The sequence below is a fragment of the Streptomyces sp. NRRL B-3229 genome (genome assembly GCF_000719505.1).
Classification (GTDB): domain Bacteria; phylum Actinomycetota; class Actinomycetes; order Streptomycetales; family Streptomycetaceae; genus Streptomyces; species Streptomyces griseorubiginosus.
The window spans coordinates 495219-510102 of sequence record NZ_JOGP01000001.1; the positions used below are offsets into that span (position 1 = coordinate 495219).

Here is a 14884-nt window from a genome sequence, read left to right on the forward strand (position 1 = left end):
CACGGACGTGAACCAGAGCTTTCACCGGGCTGACTGGTTTACGACCCTCAGGCGCCTGCCGACGGAACGTTCCGTCGGCAGGCGCTGTCCATACACGGATACCCTTGACATGTGACCGACGCCCAAGAGACCGCAGCAGACGTTTCACTGCGAACCACCGGAGGCGGCCCTCCGGACGATGGTGGATCCTCTGGCGCGGAGGCGCCGATCCCTCTGCTGGAGCCCCGTGAGGGCATTCCGCCCGTGATCGCCGACGAGGCCGCGCTCGCCGAGGTGATCGCCGCGTTCGCCGCGGGCACCGGGCCCGTCGCCGTCGACGCCGAACGGGCGTCCGGCTACCGCTACGGACAGCGCGCCTACCTCGTCCAGCTGCGCCGTGCAGGCGCGGGCACCGCGCTGATCGACCCCGTGGCCTGTCCCGACCTGTCCGGGCTCGGCGAGGCGCTCTCCGGTGTCGAATGGGTGCTGCACGCCGCCACCCAGGACCTTCCCTGCCTGCGCGAGATAGGCATGATCCCCTCCCGGCTCTTCGACACCGAGCTGGCCGGGCGGATCGCCGGGTTCCCCCGGGTGGGGCTCGGCGCGATGGTCGAGGGCGTGCTGGGCTTCGTCCTGGAGAAGGGGCACTCCGCCGTCGACTGGTCGACCCGCCCGCTGCCCGAGCCATGGCTGCGTTACGCCGCCCTCGACGTGGAGCTCCTCGTCGACCTGCGGGACGCCCTGGAGAAGGAGCTCGACCGGCAGGGCAAGCTGGAGTGGGCGCTTCAGGAGTTCGACGCGATCGCCTCCGCTCCGCCGGCCGAGCCGCGCAAGGACCCGTGGCGCCGGACCTCCGGGATGCACAAGGTACGGCGGCGTCGGCAGCTGGCCGTCGTCAAGGAGCTGTGGGAGGCGCGGGACCGGATCGCCCAGCGCCGGGACGTGTCGCCGGGCAAGGTGCTGTCCGACGCGGCGATCGTCGAAGCCGCGCTCGCGCTTCCGGTGAACGTGCACGCGCTCGCCGCACTGAACGGGTTCGGGCATCGGATGGGGCGGCGGCAGCTGGAGCAGTGGCAGGCCGCCGTCGACCGGGCCAGGGGCCTTGCCGAGGTGCAGCTGCCGCAGCCGGGACAGCCCGTGACCGGGCCTCCGCCGCCGCGCGCCTGGGCCGACAAGGACCCTGCCGCTGCGGCTCGCTTGTCTGCGGCCCGAGCGGCGGTGTCGGCGCTGGCCGAGTCACTGAACATGCCGCAGGAGAACCTGATCACTCCGGACACGGTGCGGAGGGTTTGCTGGGAGCCGCCGAGTGTCGTGAGCGCCGAGTCCGTGGGGGCGGCGTTGGCGGGGCTCGGTGCGCGTGCCTGGCAGGTCGAGCAGGTGACTCCCGTGTTGGTGGCTGCGCTGTCCGCGTAGCCGCCGCGGGGGTTCCTCGGTGTACGGCGGCTGCGGGCGCGTTGTGGCTGGTCGCGCAGTTCCCCGCGCCCCTGGGGAGTCATCTCGTCGCTCCTCGCACGAAGCCGTTGTAGATGAACCTCTGCAAGCCCAGGAAGACGATCAGCGTCGGCAGGATGACCAGGACCGTGCCTGCTGAGATGACCTCCCAGTGGGCCGCGTAGGGCCCCTTGAAGCGGAACAGGGACGTCGAGATCACGCCAAGATCTTCCGAGGGCATGTAGAGGAAGGGGATGTAGAAGTCGTTGTAGACGGTGATGCCTTTCACGATCACCACGGTGGCTGTCGCGGGCTTCAGCAGCGGGAAGATGATCTTGCGGTAGATCGTGAAGGCGTTGGCGCCGTCCAGGCGGGCCGATTCGTCCAGGGAGACCGGGATCGAGCGGACGAACTGGAGGAAGATGTAGATCGAGACGATGTCGGTGCCCATGTAGAGGGCGATCGGGGCCCACAGCGAGTCGAACATGCCGAAGCTGTTGACGATCTGGAACGTGGCCACCTGGGTCGTCACACCGGGCACCAGGGCGGCCGTCAGGAAGAGCGCCACCACCAGCTTCTTGAAGCGGAAGGTGAAGCGGTCGATGGCGTAGGCCGTCATCGAGCCGATCAGGACCGTGCCGGTGACCGAGACCAGCAGGATGATCGTGGTGTTGGTGAAGGCGGAGAGCATCTCGCCGTCCCGGAACGCCACCCCGTAGTTGTGGAAGTTCAGCAGGTCGTGCGGTAGTTCCAGCGCACCGCTCGTGTCCGCCATCTCCTTCTCCGACTTGAGGGAGGTCAGCAGGACGACGACGAGCGGGAGCAGGACGACGAGGGTCGCGGCGATCAGCGACAGGTGGACCAGGGTGCGGGCGATCCCACGGCGTGTCATACGAGGTCCACCTTGTCGTCGGGGACCAGGCGCCGCTGCACCCAGGTCACCAGCAGGATGATCAGCAGGAGGACCACGGCGGCCGCCGAGGCCAGGCCCGTCTTGTTGAAGCGGAAGGCCAGGTTGACCGTCTGGATCACGAAGGTCTCGGTGCCGGTCGCGCCGCCGGTCATGATGTACGGGATCTCGAAGACCGACAGGGAGCCGGAGATCGACAGGATCACGGTCAGGGTCAGGACCGGCTTGATGCCCGGCGCGATGATGTGGCGGAACTGGTGCCAGCGGTTGGCTCCGTCCAGTTCGGCGGCCTCGTACAGCTCACCCGGGATCGACTGGATCGCGCCCAGGAAGAGCACGAAGTTCAGGCCCAGGTAGCGCCAGACCGAGACGCCGGCCAGTGAGGTGTTCGCGGAGACAGGGGTGCCGAGCCAGGCGTGGTCGGTGTGCACGCCCAGCAGGCTCAGCACCGAGTCGAGGGTGCCGCCGTCCTGGAAGAAGTACAGGAACACGAAGCCGATGGCGACCCCGTTGATCAGGTACGGGAAGAAGAGCACGCCCTTGAAGAAGTTCCGGAAGCGGACGTTGAAACTCAGCACGGTCGCGAAGTAGAGGGCCAGCACGATCTGGACCGCGGAGGCGGCGAGGTAGTAGCCGCTCACCCAGAAAACCTCGAAGAGGTCCGGGCGGGTGAGGACCTCCTGGTAGTTGGCCGCGCCCGTGTAGTGCAGCACGGGGCTCACGCCGTCCCAGTCGGTGAAGCTGTAGGCCAGCATGTTGACGATCGGCGCGTACGTGAACGTGATCAGCAGGGCGAGCGGGGCGATCAGGAAGAGCCAGGGGGTGACACCCCGCCACGCCCGGGTGCGGCGCGAGGCGGGCGCCGGGACGGGGGCGGCCGGGCTCACCGCCACGGCCGCCTTCTCGGTGGTGTCCGTCATCACGACCCCAGGTTCTTCCGGGCATCCGTCCAGCGCTTGCTGAGGTCGCCGAGGAAGCTGTCGAGGGTGCCCTTGCGTGCGCCACGGGCGAGGTCGACGAGGTTCTGGCGGTACTCGGGGGCGTAGATGCCGACCTCCGAATCGCTGTCGAGCTGCTTGACCCGGGCGCCCTGGGTGTCGTCCACCTCGATGAGCTTCACGCCCCGGTCCTCGTACGGCTTGAGAACCGAGGGCATCGGCGCGTCCTTGAGGGGGGAGATGGACAGGTTGTCCTCGACGTAGCCGGACTTGTCGGTGAACCAGTCGATCCAGGCGCGGGCGGCCTCCTTGTACTTGGAGTGGACGTTGACGGCCTGGTTGTAGTCCGGCGAGACGGTCGCGCAGAACCTGCCGCCGGTCTGCGCCGGGAAGGGCATGAAGCCGATGTCGTCGGGGTCGGCCCCGGCCTTCTTCGCCGCGTCCCGGAACTGCACGATCGCCCAGGTGCCGAGCCACTGAGTGGCGATCTCGCCCTTGGCGGTACGGGGCTTGGACTCCTCCCAGTTGCTGGTCGTCGGGTCCTTCTCGACCAGGCCCTGTTTCACGATGTCGTGGAGCAGGGTGTCGCCGACGCGCAGGTCGGCGCCCTTGGCCCACGGGTCGCCCTCGGCGAGCTTGGTGGTGGCCTCGGGGTCGCAGCTGACGGCGCCGTCGACGTACGTCCACGAGGTGAGCGTCCAGCCCGCCGCGAAGTTGGTGTAGTACGGGATCGCGGCGGTCTTCGCCTTGATGGCCTTGAGGTCGGCGATGAACTCGGCCGGGGTGGTGGGCCATTCGGTGACCCCGGCCTGCTTCCAGATCCGCTTGTTGTAGACGAACCCGGGGGCCACGCCGGCCGGGCTCTGGCCGTAGACCTTGCCGTCGACGGTGGTGTAGTCGGTGAAGCGGTACTTCTCGGCGCGCTCGGCCCGGGTGCCCAGCGAGGCGAAGAACCTCGGGTAGTCGGCCTTCTTGATGACCGCGGGGATCAGCAGGACGTCACCGTAGTTCTCGGTGTTCATCCGGATCTTGACCTCGGCCTCGTAGTTGGTGAGGCCCTCGAACTCGACCTTGACCTTCGGATAGGTCTTGCTGAACTCGGCTGCGTACTTCTTCAGGGTGCCGTCCTGCACGAGGTCGGTGCGGACGGTGAGGACCTTGATGGTGCCGGTGACCTTCGACGGGTCGTCAGGGGCCTTGGCGTCGGCGCCCTTCGCGGATCCCCCGGTTCCGGTGCAGCCCGGGAGCAGCAGGGCGGCACTCGCGACCACGGCCAGGGACACGGCTGTACGGCGGTTCATGTGCATCAGCTCCGTTCACGGGACGGACGAGCACGAGCGGGTTGGCTGGTTCGGAACTCTGACAACGTTTTCTTAACCGGTAAAGTCGCTATCTCGCCAAGGATGGCCGTCATGGCAAAAGGTGTCCGCAGTAAGGGACTTGATCGGTTTAGGGAGTGTGTACATGCTTCAGGCCACACCGCTCACCGAGGGCTGGATCCTGCGGCACGAGGGCGGGACGCTGCCCGCCGTCGTGCCGGGCTGTGTGCACACCGATCTGCTGGCGGCCGGGGTGATCCCGGATCCCTTCCTCGGCCTGGGCGAGAGGGAGGTCGCGTGGGTGGGGCGGCGGGAGTGGACGTACGAGCGGGACCTCACGCCGAGCAACGGGCACGAGCAGATCGACCTCGTCTTCGACGGCCTGGACACCGTGGCCGAGATCCGCCTGGACGGCCAACTCGTCGGCCGGACACGGAACATGCACCGCTCCTACCGCTTCGACGTGACCGGGATGTCCGGGCGGCTGAGCGTGCGGTTCGCCTCCGCCTACGCCGAGGCCGAGGCGGTGCGCGGGCAGCTGGGCGAGCGGCCGGGCGCGTACGCCGAGCCCTATCAGTACCTCCGCAAGATGGCCTGCTCGTTCGGCTGGGACTGGGGGCCCACCCTGGTGACGGCCGGGATCTGGCGGCCGGTGCGGATCGAGCGCTGGTCGACGGCCAGGATCGCCCGGGTGCGGCCGCTGGTGAGCGTCGAACAGGGCGTGGGCGTGGTGGAGTTGGCGGTCGAGGTGGAGCGGGCCCGGGTGGAGGCGCCGCTGGCGGTGGAGGCCGTGGTGGGCGGGGTGCGAGCCCGCGCGGCGATCGACAGGGCCTCGGGGACGGTACGGCTCGAAGTCCCGGAAGCGCGCCTGTGGTGGCCGCGCGGCTACGGTGAACAACCGCTGTACGACGTCGAGTTGACCCTGCTTCACGAGGACCGGCCGCTGGACGTGTGGCGGCGCCGGATCGGCTTCCGGACCGTCGAGCTGGACCGGTCGGCCGATGAGCACGGCACCGGCTTCTGTCTGGTCGTCAACGGTGAGCGGCTCTTCGCACGCGGCGTGAACTGGATCCCGGACGACGTGTTCCCCTCCCGGATCACCCGCGAGCGGTACCGGGAGCGGCTCGGGCAGGCCGCCGCCGCCGGGGTGGACCTGGTGCGGGTCTGGGGTGGCGGGATCTACGAGAGCGAGGACTTCTACGACGCCTGCGACGAGTTGGGGCTGCTGGTGTGGCAGGACTTCCCGTTCGCCTGTGCGGCCTATCCGGAGGAGCAGCCGCTCAGGGGCGAGGTGGAGGCGGAGGCCCGGGAGAACGTCGTACGGCTGATGCCGCATCCCTCGCTGGTGCTGTGGAACGGCAACAACGAGAACCTGTGGGGGTTCCGGGACTGGGGCTGGGAGGGGCGGCTCGCCGGGGACTCCTGGGGTGAGGGGTACTACCTGGGCCTGCTGCCGCGGGTGGTGGCCGAGTCGGACCCGACGCGGCCGTACACGGCGGGCAGTCCCTGGTCCGGGTCCTGGGAGCACCACCCGAACGACCCGGCGCACGGGACGCATCACTCGTGGGAGGTGTGGAACCGGCTCGACTACGCCGCGTACCGCAGTGAAGTGCCGCGTTTCGTGGCCGAGTTCGGCTGGCAGGCACCGCCCGCACACGCCACGCTGAGGCGGGCGCTGGCCGGGGAGGAGCTCGCTGCGGACTCGCCCGGCATGCTGCACCACCAGAAGGCGGAGGACGGGAACAGCAAGCTGCGGCGCGGCCTGGAGCGGCACTTCGCCTTTCCCGAGGGGGACTTCGACCGCTGGCACTACCTCACGCAGGTCAACCAGGCACGGGCGGTGGCGGCCGGGATCGAGCACTGGCGGTCGCACTGGCCGGTGTGTGCGGGGACGGTGGTGTGGCAGCTCAACGACTGCTGGCCGGTGACGAGTTGGGCGGCGGTGGACGGGGACGGCCGGGAGAAGCCGCTCTACCACGAGCTGCGGCGGCTGTACGCGGACCGGCTGCTGACGGTCCGCGAGCGGGTGGTGGCCGTGGTCAACCAGGCGGGCGAGGAGTGGACGGGTGTCCTGCGGCTGCGGCGGGTGTCGGTCGAGGGGGCGGTGCTCGGCGAGGCGGGCCTGGAGTTCCGGGCGGGGCGGCGGGCCGTGGCCGAGGTGCCGGTGCCGGACGAGCTGGAGCCCGCCGGCCCGAAGGAGTTCCTGGTGGCCGACGCGGACGGGCTGCGGGCCCTGCGCTTCCCCTCGCCCGACCGTGACATCCCCTATCCCCGGCCCGAGTTCGATGTCGCCGTGGCGCCGGGTGCCGTCACCGTGACGGCCCGCACCCTGGTACGGGACCTGCTGCTCCAGGCCGACCGGCTGCACCCGGACGCGCGGGCCGATCGCGGGCTCGTCACCCTGCTGCCCGGGGAGCGGGTGACCATCGGGGTGAGCGGCTGGGAGACTCCTGACGCGGACGCCGCCCGCTCCGCCCTGTACTGCATGGAGCCCAGTCGATGACAGCCCAGCCGGCCGCCCGCGTCACCATCAAGGAGGTCGCCGCGCGCGCCGGGGTGTCCAAGGGGGCCGTGTCACTGGCCTTCAACCACAAGCCGGGGCTGTCGGAGGCGACCCGGGACCGGATCTTCCGGGCCGCGCGGGAGCTGGGCTGGGCGCCGAACCCCACCGCGCGGACGCTGGCCGGGTCGCGGGTGGACGTGGTGGGGCTCGCGGTCTGCCGGCCGGCCCGGCTGCTGGGGCTCGAACCGTTCTACATGGACTTCGTGTCGGGCGTGGAGAGCGTGCTGATCGAGCGGAACTGCTCGCTGCTGCTGCGGCTCGTGCGGAATGTGGAGGAGGAGGCCGGGCTCCAGGAGGCGTGGTGGCGCGGCCGGCAGATCGGCGGCTCGATCCTGGTCGACTTCCGGGCGGACGATCCGCGGGTCGCCGCCGTCGAGCGGCTGGGGATGCCGGTGGTGGCCGTGGGGCATCCCTCGCTCACCGGCACGCTGACCTCGGTGTGGACGGATGACGCGACCGCCGTGACGGAGGCCGTGCGGTATCTCGCGGCGCTCGGGCACCGGCGGATCGCCCGGGTGGGCGGCGCGGCGGCCCTCGGTCACACGGCCATGCGCACGGCAGCCTTCGACGAGGCCGCGCGGACGCTGGAGCTCGCCGGGGCCTGGCAGGTCACCACCGACTACTCGGGCGAGGCCGGGGCGCGGGCCACGCGCTCCCTGCTGACGGCCGCCCCGCCGGACCGGCCGACGGCGATCGTCTACGACAACGACATCATGGCGGTCGCGGGCCTGTCGGTCGCGGCCGAGATGGGCCTGGGCGTTCCGCACGACGTCTCGCTGCTCGCCTGGGACGACTCCCAGCTGTGCCGGCTCACCCACCCGACACTCTCCGCGATGAGCCACGACGTGCACGGATTCGGCGCGGAGGCGGCGCGTACGCTGTTCGGGGTGATCACCGGGGAGGGGCCCGGCTCGCATCCGGTGCCCACTCCGGTACTGACCCCCCGGGGTTCCACGGCGCCGCCCGGGGTGTGACCTTCGCCGCTCCGGCCTCCAGGGGTGGGCAGTCACGTTACTCATAAGTAGCATGGGCCCTGAGCGCGCGCTCAGCGCATCGCAGCAGTGCAGATCCCGCATCTGGAGGAGAGCCATCGTGCCTCGTACCGTCAGGGACGTCGTCTTCGTCGACGGCGTCCGCACCCCGTTCGGCAAGGCGGGCCCGAAGGGTATCTACCACGAGACCCGCGCCGACGACCTCGTCGTGAAGGCGATCCGGGAGCTGCTGCGCCGCAACCCGGGTCTGGACCCGAAGAAGATCGACGAGGTCGCCATCGCCGCGACCACGCAGATCGGTGACCAGGGCCTGACCATCGGCCGCACCGCGGGCATCCTCGCCGGGCTGCCGCAGTCGGTGCCCGGTTACTCCATCGACCGCATGTGCGCCGGTGCGCTGACCGCCGTCACCACGGTGGCCGGTTCGGTCGCCTTCGGTGCGTACGACATCGCCGTCGCCGGTGGTGTCGAGCACATGGGCCGCCACCCCATGGGCGAGGGCGTGGACCCGAACCCGCGGTTCGTCAGCGAGAAGCTGGTCGACGAGTCCGCGCTGTTCATGGGCATGACCGCCGAGAACCTGCACGACCGGTACCCGACGATCACCAAGCAGCGCGCCGACGAGTACGCCGTGCGCTCCCAGGAGAAGGCCGCCAAGGCGTACGCCAACGGCAAGATCCAGGCCGACCTGGTCCCGATCTCGGTGCGCCGCACCAACCCGGAGGCCGGTGAGACGGGCTGGGGCCTGGTCACCGCCGACGAGCCGATGCGCCCGGGCACCACCCTGGAGAACCTCTCCGGCCTCAAGACCCCGTTCCGCGTGCACGGCCGGGTCACCGCCGGCAACGCGGCCGGTCTGAACGACGGCGCCACCGCCTCCCTGATCGCCTCCGAGGACTTCGCGCGCGAGAACGACCTCCCGGTCAAGATGCGCCTGATCTCGTACTCCTTCGCGGGCGTCGAGCCGGAGGTCATGGGCTACGGCCCGATCCCGGCCACCGAGAAAGCCCTCGCCCAGGCGGGTCTGTCGATCTCCGACATCGGCCTGTTCGAGATCAACGAGGCCTTCGCGGTCCAGGTCCTCGCGTTCCTGGAGCACTACGGCATCGCGGACGACGACGAGCGCGTCAACCAGTACGGCGGCGCCATCGCCTTCGGTCACCCCCTGGCCTCCTCGGGTGTGCGTCTGATGACGCAGCTCGCCCGTCAGTTCGAGGAGCAGCCCGAGGTCCGCTACGGCCTGACCACCATGTGCGTCGGCTTCGGCATGGGCGCGACGGTCATCTGGGAGAACCCGAACCACAAGGACGCCGGAGGCAGCAAGTGAGCACCACTGAGCTCTTGAAGGGTGCGGCCGAGCTGTTCCCGGACGAGGTCGTCACCCAGGCGCACGTACGCCACCTGGACCTGCCGTTCAACGCGGGGCGCTTCGCGCTCATCACGCTGGACAACGGCTTCGACCACACCAAGCCGACCACCTTCGGCCCGGCGTCGCTGGCGAACCTGAACACCGCCATCGACCAGGTCGAGAAGGAGGCCTCGGCCGGCGAGATCGTCGGTGTCGGCATCACCGGCAAGCCGTTCATCTTCGCCGTGGGCGCCGACCTCAAGGGCGTCGAGCTGCTCAAGGAGCACAAGGACGCGCTGGCCATCGGCAAGGGCGGCCACGAGGTCTTCAAGCGCCTCGCCGGTATCGCGGTGCCGGCCTTCGCGTACTACAACGGTGCCGCGATGGGCGGTGGCGTCGAGGTCGGTCTGCACTGCCAGTACCGCACGGTGTCCGCGGCCCTGCCCGCCTTCTCGCTGCCCGAGGTCTTCCTCGGTCTGGTGCCCGGCTGGGGCGGCTGCACGCTGCTGCCGAACCTGATCGGCGCCGAGAAGGCCGTCTCGGTCATCATCGAGAACTCCCTCAACCAGAACAAGCAGCTCAAGGGCGCGCAGGTCTACGAACTGGGCATCGCCGACGCCCTGTTCGAGGGCGCGGACTTCCTGGAGCAGTCCCTGCTGTGGACGGCGTCCGTCCTCAAGGGCGAGATCGTCGTCGAGCGTCCGGCGATCGACCGCGGTGAGGCCTGGGACCAGGCCGTCGCCAAGGGCCGCTTCGTCGCGGACTCCAAGGTGCACGGGGCCGCCCCGGCCGCCTACCGCGCCCTGGACATCATCGAGGCCGCCAAGAACGGCGACCTCCAGCAGGGCTTCGACGCCGAGGACCAGGCCCTCGCCGACCTCATCATGGGCGGCGAACTGCGCTCCGGCATCTACGCGTTCAACCTGGTGCAGAAGCGCGGCAAGCGCCCTGCCGGTGCCCCGGACAAGAACCTGGCCCGCCCGGTCACCAAGGTGGGCGTGGTCGGCGCGGGCCTGATGGCCTCGCAGCTGGCGCTCCTCTTCCTGCGCCGCCTGGAGGTGCCGGTCGTCCTGACCGACATCGACCAGGAGCGCGTCGACAAGGGCGTGGGCTACGTCCACGCCGAGATCGAGAAGCTGCTCGGCAAGGGCCGTATCAACCAGGACAAGGCGAACCGCCTCAAGGCCCTGGTCACCGGTGTGCTGGACAAGGCCGAGGGCTTCTCCGACGCGGACTTCATCATCGAGGCCGTGTTCGAGGAGATCGGCGTCAAGCAGCAGGTGTTCGCGGAGGTCGAGGCGGTCGCCCCGGCGCACGCGATCCTGGCGACCAACACCTCCTCCCTCTCCGTCACGGAGATGGCGTCGAAGCTGAAGAACCCCGAGCGGGTCGTGGGCTTCCACTTCTTCAACCCGGTCGCGATCCTGCCGCTCCTGGAGATCGTCCGCGGCGAGCAGACCGACGACGCCTCGCTGGCGACCGCCTTCGCGGTGGCCAAGAAGCTGAAGAAGACCGCGGTGCTGGTCAAGGACGCCCCGGCGTTCGTCGTGAACCGCATCCTCACCCGCTTCATGGGCGAGATCCAGAACGTCATCGACGAGGGCACGCCGGTCGCCGTCGCGGAGAAGGCGGTGGAGCCGCTCGGCCTGCCGATGTCCCCGCTGGTCCTTCTGGAGCTGGTCGGTCCCGCGATCGGTCTGCACGTCTCGGAGACCCTCAACCGGGCCTTCCCGGACCGCTTCACGGTCTCCCCGAACCTCGCGGCCGTCGTCAAGGCGGGCAAGCGCGGCTTCTACGTCTACGACTCCGGCAAGCCGGAGCTGGACCCCGAGGTCGCCGCGCTCCTCAAGCAGGGCGATGTCGTCCTGTCCGAGGAGCAGGTCCGTGACCGCGTCCTGGACGCCGTCGCCCAGGAGATCGGGCTCATGCTCGACGAGGGTGTCGTCGCCGAGGCCCAGGACATCGACCTCTGCCTGATCACGGGCGCCGGCTGGCCCTTCCACCTGGGCGGCATCACGCCGTACCTGGACCGCGAGGGCGTCTCCGAGCGCGTGAACGGCAAGAAGTTCCTGGCCCCGGGCCTTGCTTCGGTTCCCGCGTAAGTGACTTTCGTACGGCCGTGATGGGGGCCTCCGCTGCGGCGGGGGCCCCTTGTCACGTCTCGGGTCCGGACGGGCTCCGGTCTCAGGTCCGGACGGGCTCCGGTCTCAGGTCCGGACAGGCTCCGGGACCGTGTTCTCCCGCGCCCCGGTGGGGCGTCAGACCTCCTGCCAGGCCGCCAGGGCCAGCCCCGGCTCGTCCTTCTGCCGGGCGATCCGCAGAACGCCGTCGGGAGTGATCGTGGCCGCGACGATACGGCCGTCCGCATCCTCGGCGAGGGCTACTTCCGTGCCCACCGGCAGCTGCGGCCCGGACTCCGTCCACCACAGGCCCGCCGCCTCCTGCTCGGTGGGGCAGGCGGCGAAGGCGACTCGGCCGGAGGCCGAACGCTGGGCGAGCAGCGTGCAGTCGTGGCCCTCCAGCGTGCAGCGCAGCAGGGCGACCGGGCCGGGGCCGGCCGCGGCGAGCAGAGGAACGGGCTCGGTCCCCCGCCGCCAGGCGTGGAGCATGCCCTCGGGATCCGCGAAGAACAGCGTGACGTGCTCCTTGGAGGTGGGCAGCGCGCTCAGGGTGCCCGGTTCGACGCGGCCCGGCAGCGGGTCGTCCGGTACGGGAGGCGCGCCGGCCTCCTCCTGAGCCCAGCGCAGGATGCCGGTGGGTTGGGTGGCGTACAGCTCCACCCGTCCCGACTCCCCCGTCACGGCGGTCAGTTGCTCATGGACGTCCGCCCCGTTCAGATCCGCCCAGGCGTTCCAGCCGCCGCGCTCCTTCTGCACGAGGGCGTGCACGCCGTTGCCGCGGTTGCGGACGAAGACATGGGCCCGGCCCTCCGCGTCGACGGCCACGGCGGGCAGACCGGTCCGCGCGCCCGTCCTGTCGGGGTGGCCGAGCGGGGTCCAGTCGAGGGGTGCGAGGTGGACGCGGAAGTGGGTGGAGTGGACGAGGCCCGCCTCGGCGGCCTTGGTGGGGCGCCAGGACACGAGGTGTGCGTAGCCGTCGACGCCCTGTCCGACGGCGAGTCCCGGTTGCAGGCGCTGCTCGCCGCCGACCTTGCGCCACGGCGACCATGTGTCGCTGCCGGGGCCGCGCTCGGACCGGCACCGGACTTCGTCGTCATGGGTGACGTAGACGCCGAGCCGGCCGTCGCGGGCGCGGATGAGCCAGTTGCCGTTCACTGTACGGACCATCGACACGGGACCACTCTAATCCGGGAGTCGGTCAGGAGTTCGGGCGGGCCGGGCATGGGACGCTGGGGCCATGAGTGACGTGCTGCTGGTGGTCGTGGACGCCGCGAATGTCGTCGGCTCGGTGCCGGACGGGTGGTGGCGGGACCGGCGGGGCGCGGCGGAGCGACTGCGGGACCGGCTGGCGGCGGACGGGGTGCCGGGGCGGGCCGGGCCGGTGGAGATCGTGCTGGTGGTGGAGGGAGCGGCTCGGGGGGTGTCCTCGGTGCCGGGGGTGCGGGTGGAGTCGGCGCCGGGGAGCGGGGACGACCACATGGTGGAACTGGTGGCGCGGGCCGGCCGTGAGCGGCCGGTGCTGGTGGTCACGGCGGATCGTGAACTGCGGCGGAGGGTTGGGGAGTTGGGGGCGGAGGTGGCGGGGCCGCGGGCGGTACGGCCGTAGCGCCCAGGGAAGTGCCGCGTCCGGTCGTCGGGCGGCTGCGGGTCGGTGGGGACCGGTCGCGCAGTTCCCCGCGCCCCTAAAGGCGGTGGGTGCAGGCAGGCGGACCCTCACTGCATCCACTCAAGGGCGCGGGGAACTGCGCGACCGGCCACAGCGCCCCCGCAGCCGACGACGAACCCTACGCAGCCTCCTCCGTCTCGGCCCGCCGGTTCAGACGGCTGTGGGTGCGGCCGTACAGGAAGTACACCGCGAACCCGAGCACCATCCAGATCGCGAACCGCAGCCACGTCTCCGCCGGCAGGTTGAGCATCAGCCAGAGGGAGGCCAGGACCGACAGGATCGGGATGACCGGGACCCACGGGGTGCGGAAGGCGCGCGGCAGGTCGGGGCGGGACTTGCGGAGGATGATCACGCCGATCGCCACCACCACGAACGCGAACAGCGTGCCGATGTTGACCAGTTCGGCGAGTTCGCTGAGCGGCGTGAAGCCGGCGACGATCGCGATGATCACGCCGAGCAGGATGGTCGGGCGGTGCGGGGTGCGGAACTTCGGGTGGACGTGGGAGAAGAACGTCGGCAGCAGGCCGTCGCGGCTCATCGCGAAGAACACCCGGGTCTGGCCGAGGAGCAGGATCATGCAGACGGTCGTCAGGCCGACCGCGGCGCCGAAGCTGATGAAGCCCGCGAACCACGGGTGCCCGGTGGCCTTGAACGCGTCCGCGAGCGGCGCAGTGACGGACAGGTCGGTGTACTTCTGCATGCCGGTCACCACGATCGACACGGCCACGTAGAGGGTCGTGCAGATGAGCAGGGAGCCCAGGATGCCCCGCGGCATGTCCCGTTGCGGGTTGCGGGTCTCCTCCGCGGCCGTGGCGACCACGTCGAAGCCGATGAAGGCGAAGAAGACGACCGAGGCGGCCGTGAAGATGCCCATCACGCCGAAGTTGGAGGGCGCCCAGCCGAACATCAGCTGGATGAGCGGGGACTGGAGACTGCCGCCCGCCTCGACCGCCTGGGACTTCGGGATGAACGGCTTGTAGTTGTCACCCTTGATGAAGAAGGCGCCGGCGACGATCACGGTCAGGACGACCGTCACCTTGATGGCGACGACGATCGAGGTCACCCGCGCGGAGAGCTTGGTACCGAGCACGAGGATCCCGGTGAGGACCAGGACCAGCAGCGCGGCGAGGATGTCGAAGCCGAAGCCGTGGGCGCCGTCCCGCCCGCTGAGTGCCTCCGGCAGATGGATGCCGACGTTGTCGAGCAGGGAGGCGATGTAGCCGGACCAGCCGACGGCGACCACCGCGGTGCCGAGCGCGAACTCCAGGACGAGGTCCCAGCCGATGATCCAGGCGGGCAGTTCGCCGAGGGAGGCGTAGGAGAAGGTGTACGCCGATCCGGCCACCGGGACGGTGGAGGCGAACTCGGCGTAGCAGAGCGCGGCGAGCGCGCAGACGACGCCGGCGACCACGAAGGCCAGGGCGGTCGCCGGACCGGCGTTGTTCTTGGCGACGGTGCCGGTCAGGACGAAGATGCCGGTACCGATGATGACGCCGACACCGAAGACGGTCAGATCCAGCGCGGACAAGGATTTCTTGAGCGCGTGCTCCGGCTCCTCGGTGTCTTGGATTGATTGTTCGACCTTCTTCGTCCGGAAGAGGGTGCTGCTCACGATGAC

The 14884-nt window shown here is 70.2% G+C and carries 11 protein-coding genes; 6 read left to right on the top strand and 5 right to left on the bottom strand.

All coding sequences use genetic code 11. The features are described 5' to 3' along the window. Window positions 1-111: 111 nt before the first annotated feature. Window positions 112-1392, top strand: coding sequence for a ribonuclease D (locus IF54_RS0102185; RefSeq protein WP_078851842.1), 1281 nt, complete (start codon window positions 112-114; stop codon window positions 1390-1392). 79 nt (window positions 1393-1471) lie between these two features. Here IF54_RS0102185 and IF54_RS0102190 read toward each other — a convergent pair whose 3' ends face one another. Genes IF54_RS0102190 through IF54_RS0102200 form a run of 3 tightly spaced genes read right to left on the bottom strand, consistent with a single transcriptional unit; the run spans window position 1472 to window position 4559 of the window. Continuing rightward, window positions 1472-2302 carry a carbohydrate ABC transporter permease gene (locus tag IF54_RS0102190; protein ID WP_030313827.1) on the bottom strand — a complete coding sequence of 277 codons (831 nt, stop codon included), beginning with the start codon at window positions 2300-2302 and terminating at the stop codon, window positions 1472-1474. Next, window positions 2299-3240: a carbohydrate ABC transporter permease gene (locus IF54_RS0102195; protein WP_030313828.1), complete on the bottom strand. Its 942-nt coding sequence runs from the start codon at window positions 3238-3240 to the stop codon at window positions 2299-2301. The genes IF54_RS0102190 and IF54_RS0102195 overlap by 4 nt, the downstream gene beginning before the upstream one ends. Continuing rightward, on the bottom strand, window positions 3240-4559 hold the full coding sequence (locus IF54_RS0102200; protein WP_030313829.1) for an ABC transporter substrate-binding protein: 1320 nt from the start codon (window positions 4557-4559) through the stop codon (window positions 3240-3242). The genes IF54_RS0102195 and IF54_RS0102200 overlap by 1 nt, the downstream gene beginning before the upstream one ends. A gap of 163 nt (window positions 4560-4722) precedes the next feature. On the opposite strand from IF54_RS0102200, the gene IF54_RS0102205 reads away from it, so the two are divergent. The 4 genes from IF54_RS0102205 to IF54_RS0102220 all read left to right on the top strand — a co-directional run bounded on the left by IF54_RS0102205 (window position 4723) and on the right by IF54_RS0102220 (window position 11582). After that, on the top strand, window positions 4723-7080 hold the full coding sequence (locus tag IF54_RS0102205) for a glycoside hydrolase family 2 protein (RefSeq protein WP_030313830.1): 2358 nt from the start codon (window positions 4723-4725) through the stop codon (window positions 7078-7080). Next, window positions 7077-8114, top strand: coding sequence for a LacI family DNA-binding transcriptional regulator (locus IF54_RS0102210; RefSeq protein ID WP_030313832.1), 1038 nt, complete (start codon window positions 7077-7079; stop codon window positions 8112-8114). Before IF54_RS0102205 ends, IF54_RS0102210 begins: the two co-directional genes overlap by 4 nt. 118 nt (window positions 8115-8232) lie before the next feature. Then, on the top strand, window positions 8233-9459 hold the full coding sequence (locus tag IF54_RS0102215) for a thiolase family protein (protein WP_030313834.1): 1227 nt from the start codon (window positions 8233-8235) through the stop codon (window positions 9457-9459). After that, window positions 9456-11582, top strand: coding sequence for a 3-hydroxyacyl-CoA dehydrogenase NAD-binding domain-containing protein (locus IF54_RS0102220; RefSeq protein ID WP_030313835.1), 2127 nt, complete (start codon window positions 9456-9458; stop codon window positions 11580-11582). The genes IF54_RS0102215 and IF54_RS0102220 overlap by 4 nt, the downstream gene beginning before the upstream one ends. Window positions 11583-11738: 156 nt before the next feature. On the opposite strand, the gene IF54_RS0102225 is transcribed toward IF54_RS0102220, so the two are convergent. Beyond that, on the bottom strand, window positions 11739-12767 hold the full coding sequence (locus tag IF54_RS0102225) for a hypothetical protein (protein WP_078851843.1): 1029 nt from the start codon (window positions 12765-12767) through the stop codon (window positions 11739-11741). A 70-nt stretch (window positions 12768-12837) separates the two neighbouring features. Between IF54_RS0102225 and IF54_RS0102230 the strand changes: the two genes are divergently transcribed. Next, window positions 12838-13206, top strand: coding sequence for a hypothetical protein (locus IF54_RS0102230; RefSeq protein ID WP_030313837.1), 369 nt, complete (start codon window positions 12838-12840; stop codon window positions 13204-13206). 178 nt (window positions 13207-13384) lie between these two features. Here the strand turns inward: IF54_RS0102230 and IF54_RS0102235 are convergent, their stop codons facing one another. Next, window positions 13385-14878 carry an amino acid permease gene (locus IF54_RS0102235; protein WP_030313840.1) on the bottom strand — a complete coding sequence of 498 codons (1494 nt, stop codon included), beginning with the start codon at window positions 14876-14878 and terminating at the stop codon, window positions 13385-13387. Between the last annotated feature and the right edge of the window lie 6 nt (window positions 14879-14884).

What these genes read in the sequence shown, in the direction of transcription:
- IF54_RS0102225 (WP_078851843.1), bottom strand. Translation starts at nt 12,767, where the DNA reads ATGGTCCGTACAGTGAACGGCAACTGGCTCATCCGCGCCCGCGACGGC.
- IF54_RS0102200 (WP_030313829.1), bottom strand. Translation starts at nt 4,559, where the DNA reads ATGAACCGCCGTACAGCCGTGTCCCTGGCCGTGGTCGCGAGTGCCGCC.
- IF54_RS0102190 (WP_030313827.1), bottom strand. Translation starts at nt 2,302, where the DNA reads ATGACACGCCGTGGGATCGCCCGCACCCTGGTCCACCTGTCGCTGATC.
- IF54_RS0102230 (WP_030313837.1), top strand. Translation starts at nt 12,838, where the DNA reads ATGAGTGACGTGCTGCTGGTGGTCGTGGACGCCGCGAATGTCGTCGGC.
- IF54_RS0102195 (WP_030313828.1), bottom strand. Translation starts at nt 3,240, where the DNA reads ATGACGGACACCACCGAGAAGGCGGCCGTGGCGGTGAGCCCGGCCGCC.
- IF54_RS0102210 (WP_030313832.1), top strand. Translation starts at nt 7,077, where the DNA reads ATGACAGCCCAGCCGGCCGCCCGCGTCACCATCAAGGAGGTCGCCGCG.
- IF54_RS0102205 (WP_030313830.1), top strand. Translation starts at nt 4,723, where the DNA reads ATGCTTCAGGCCACACCGCTCACCGAGGGCTGGATCCTGCGGCACGAG.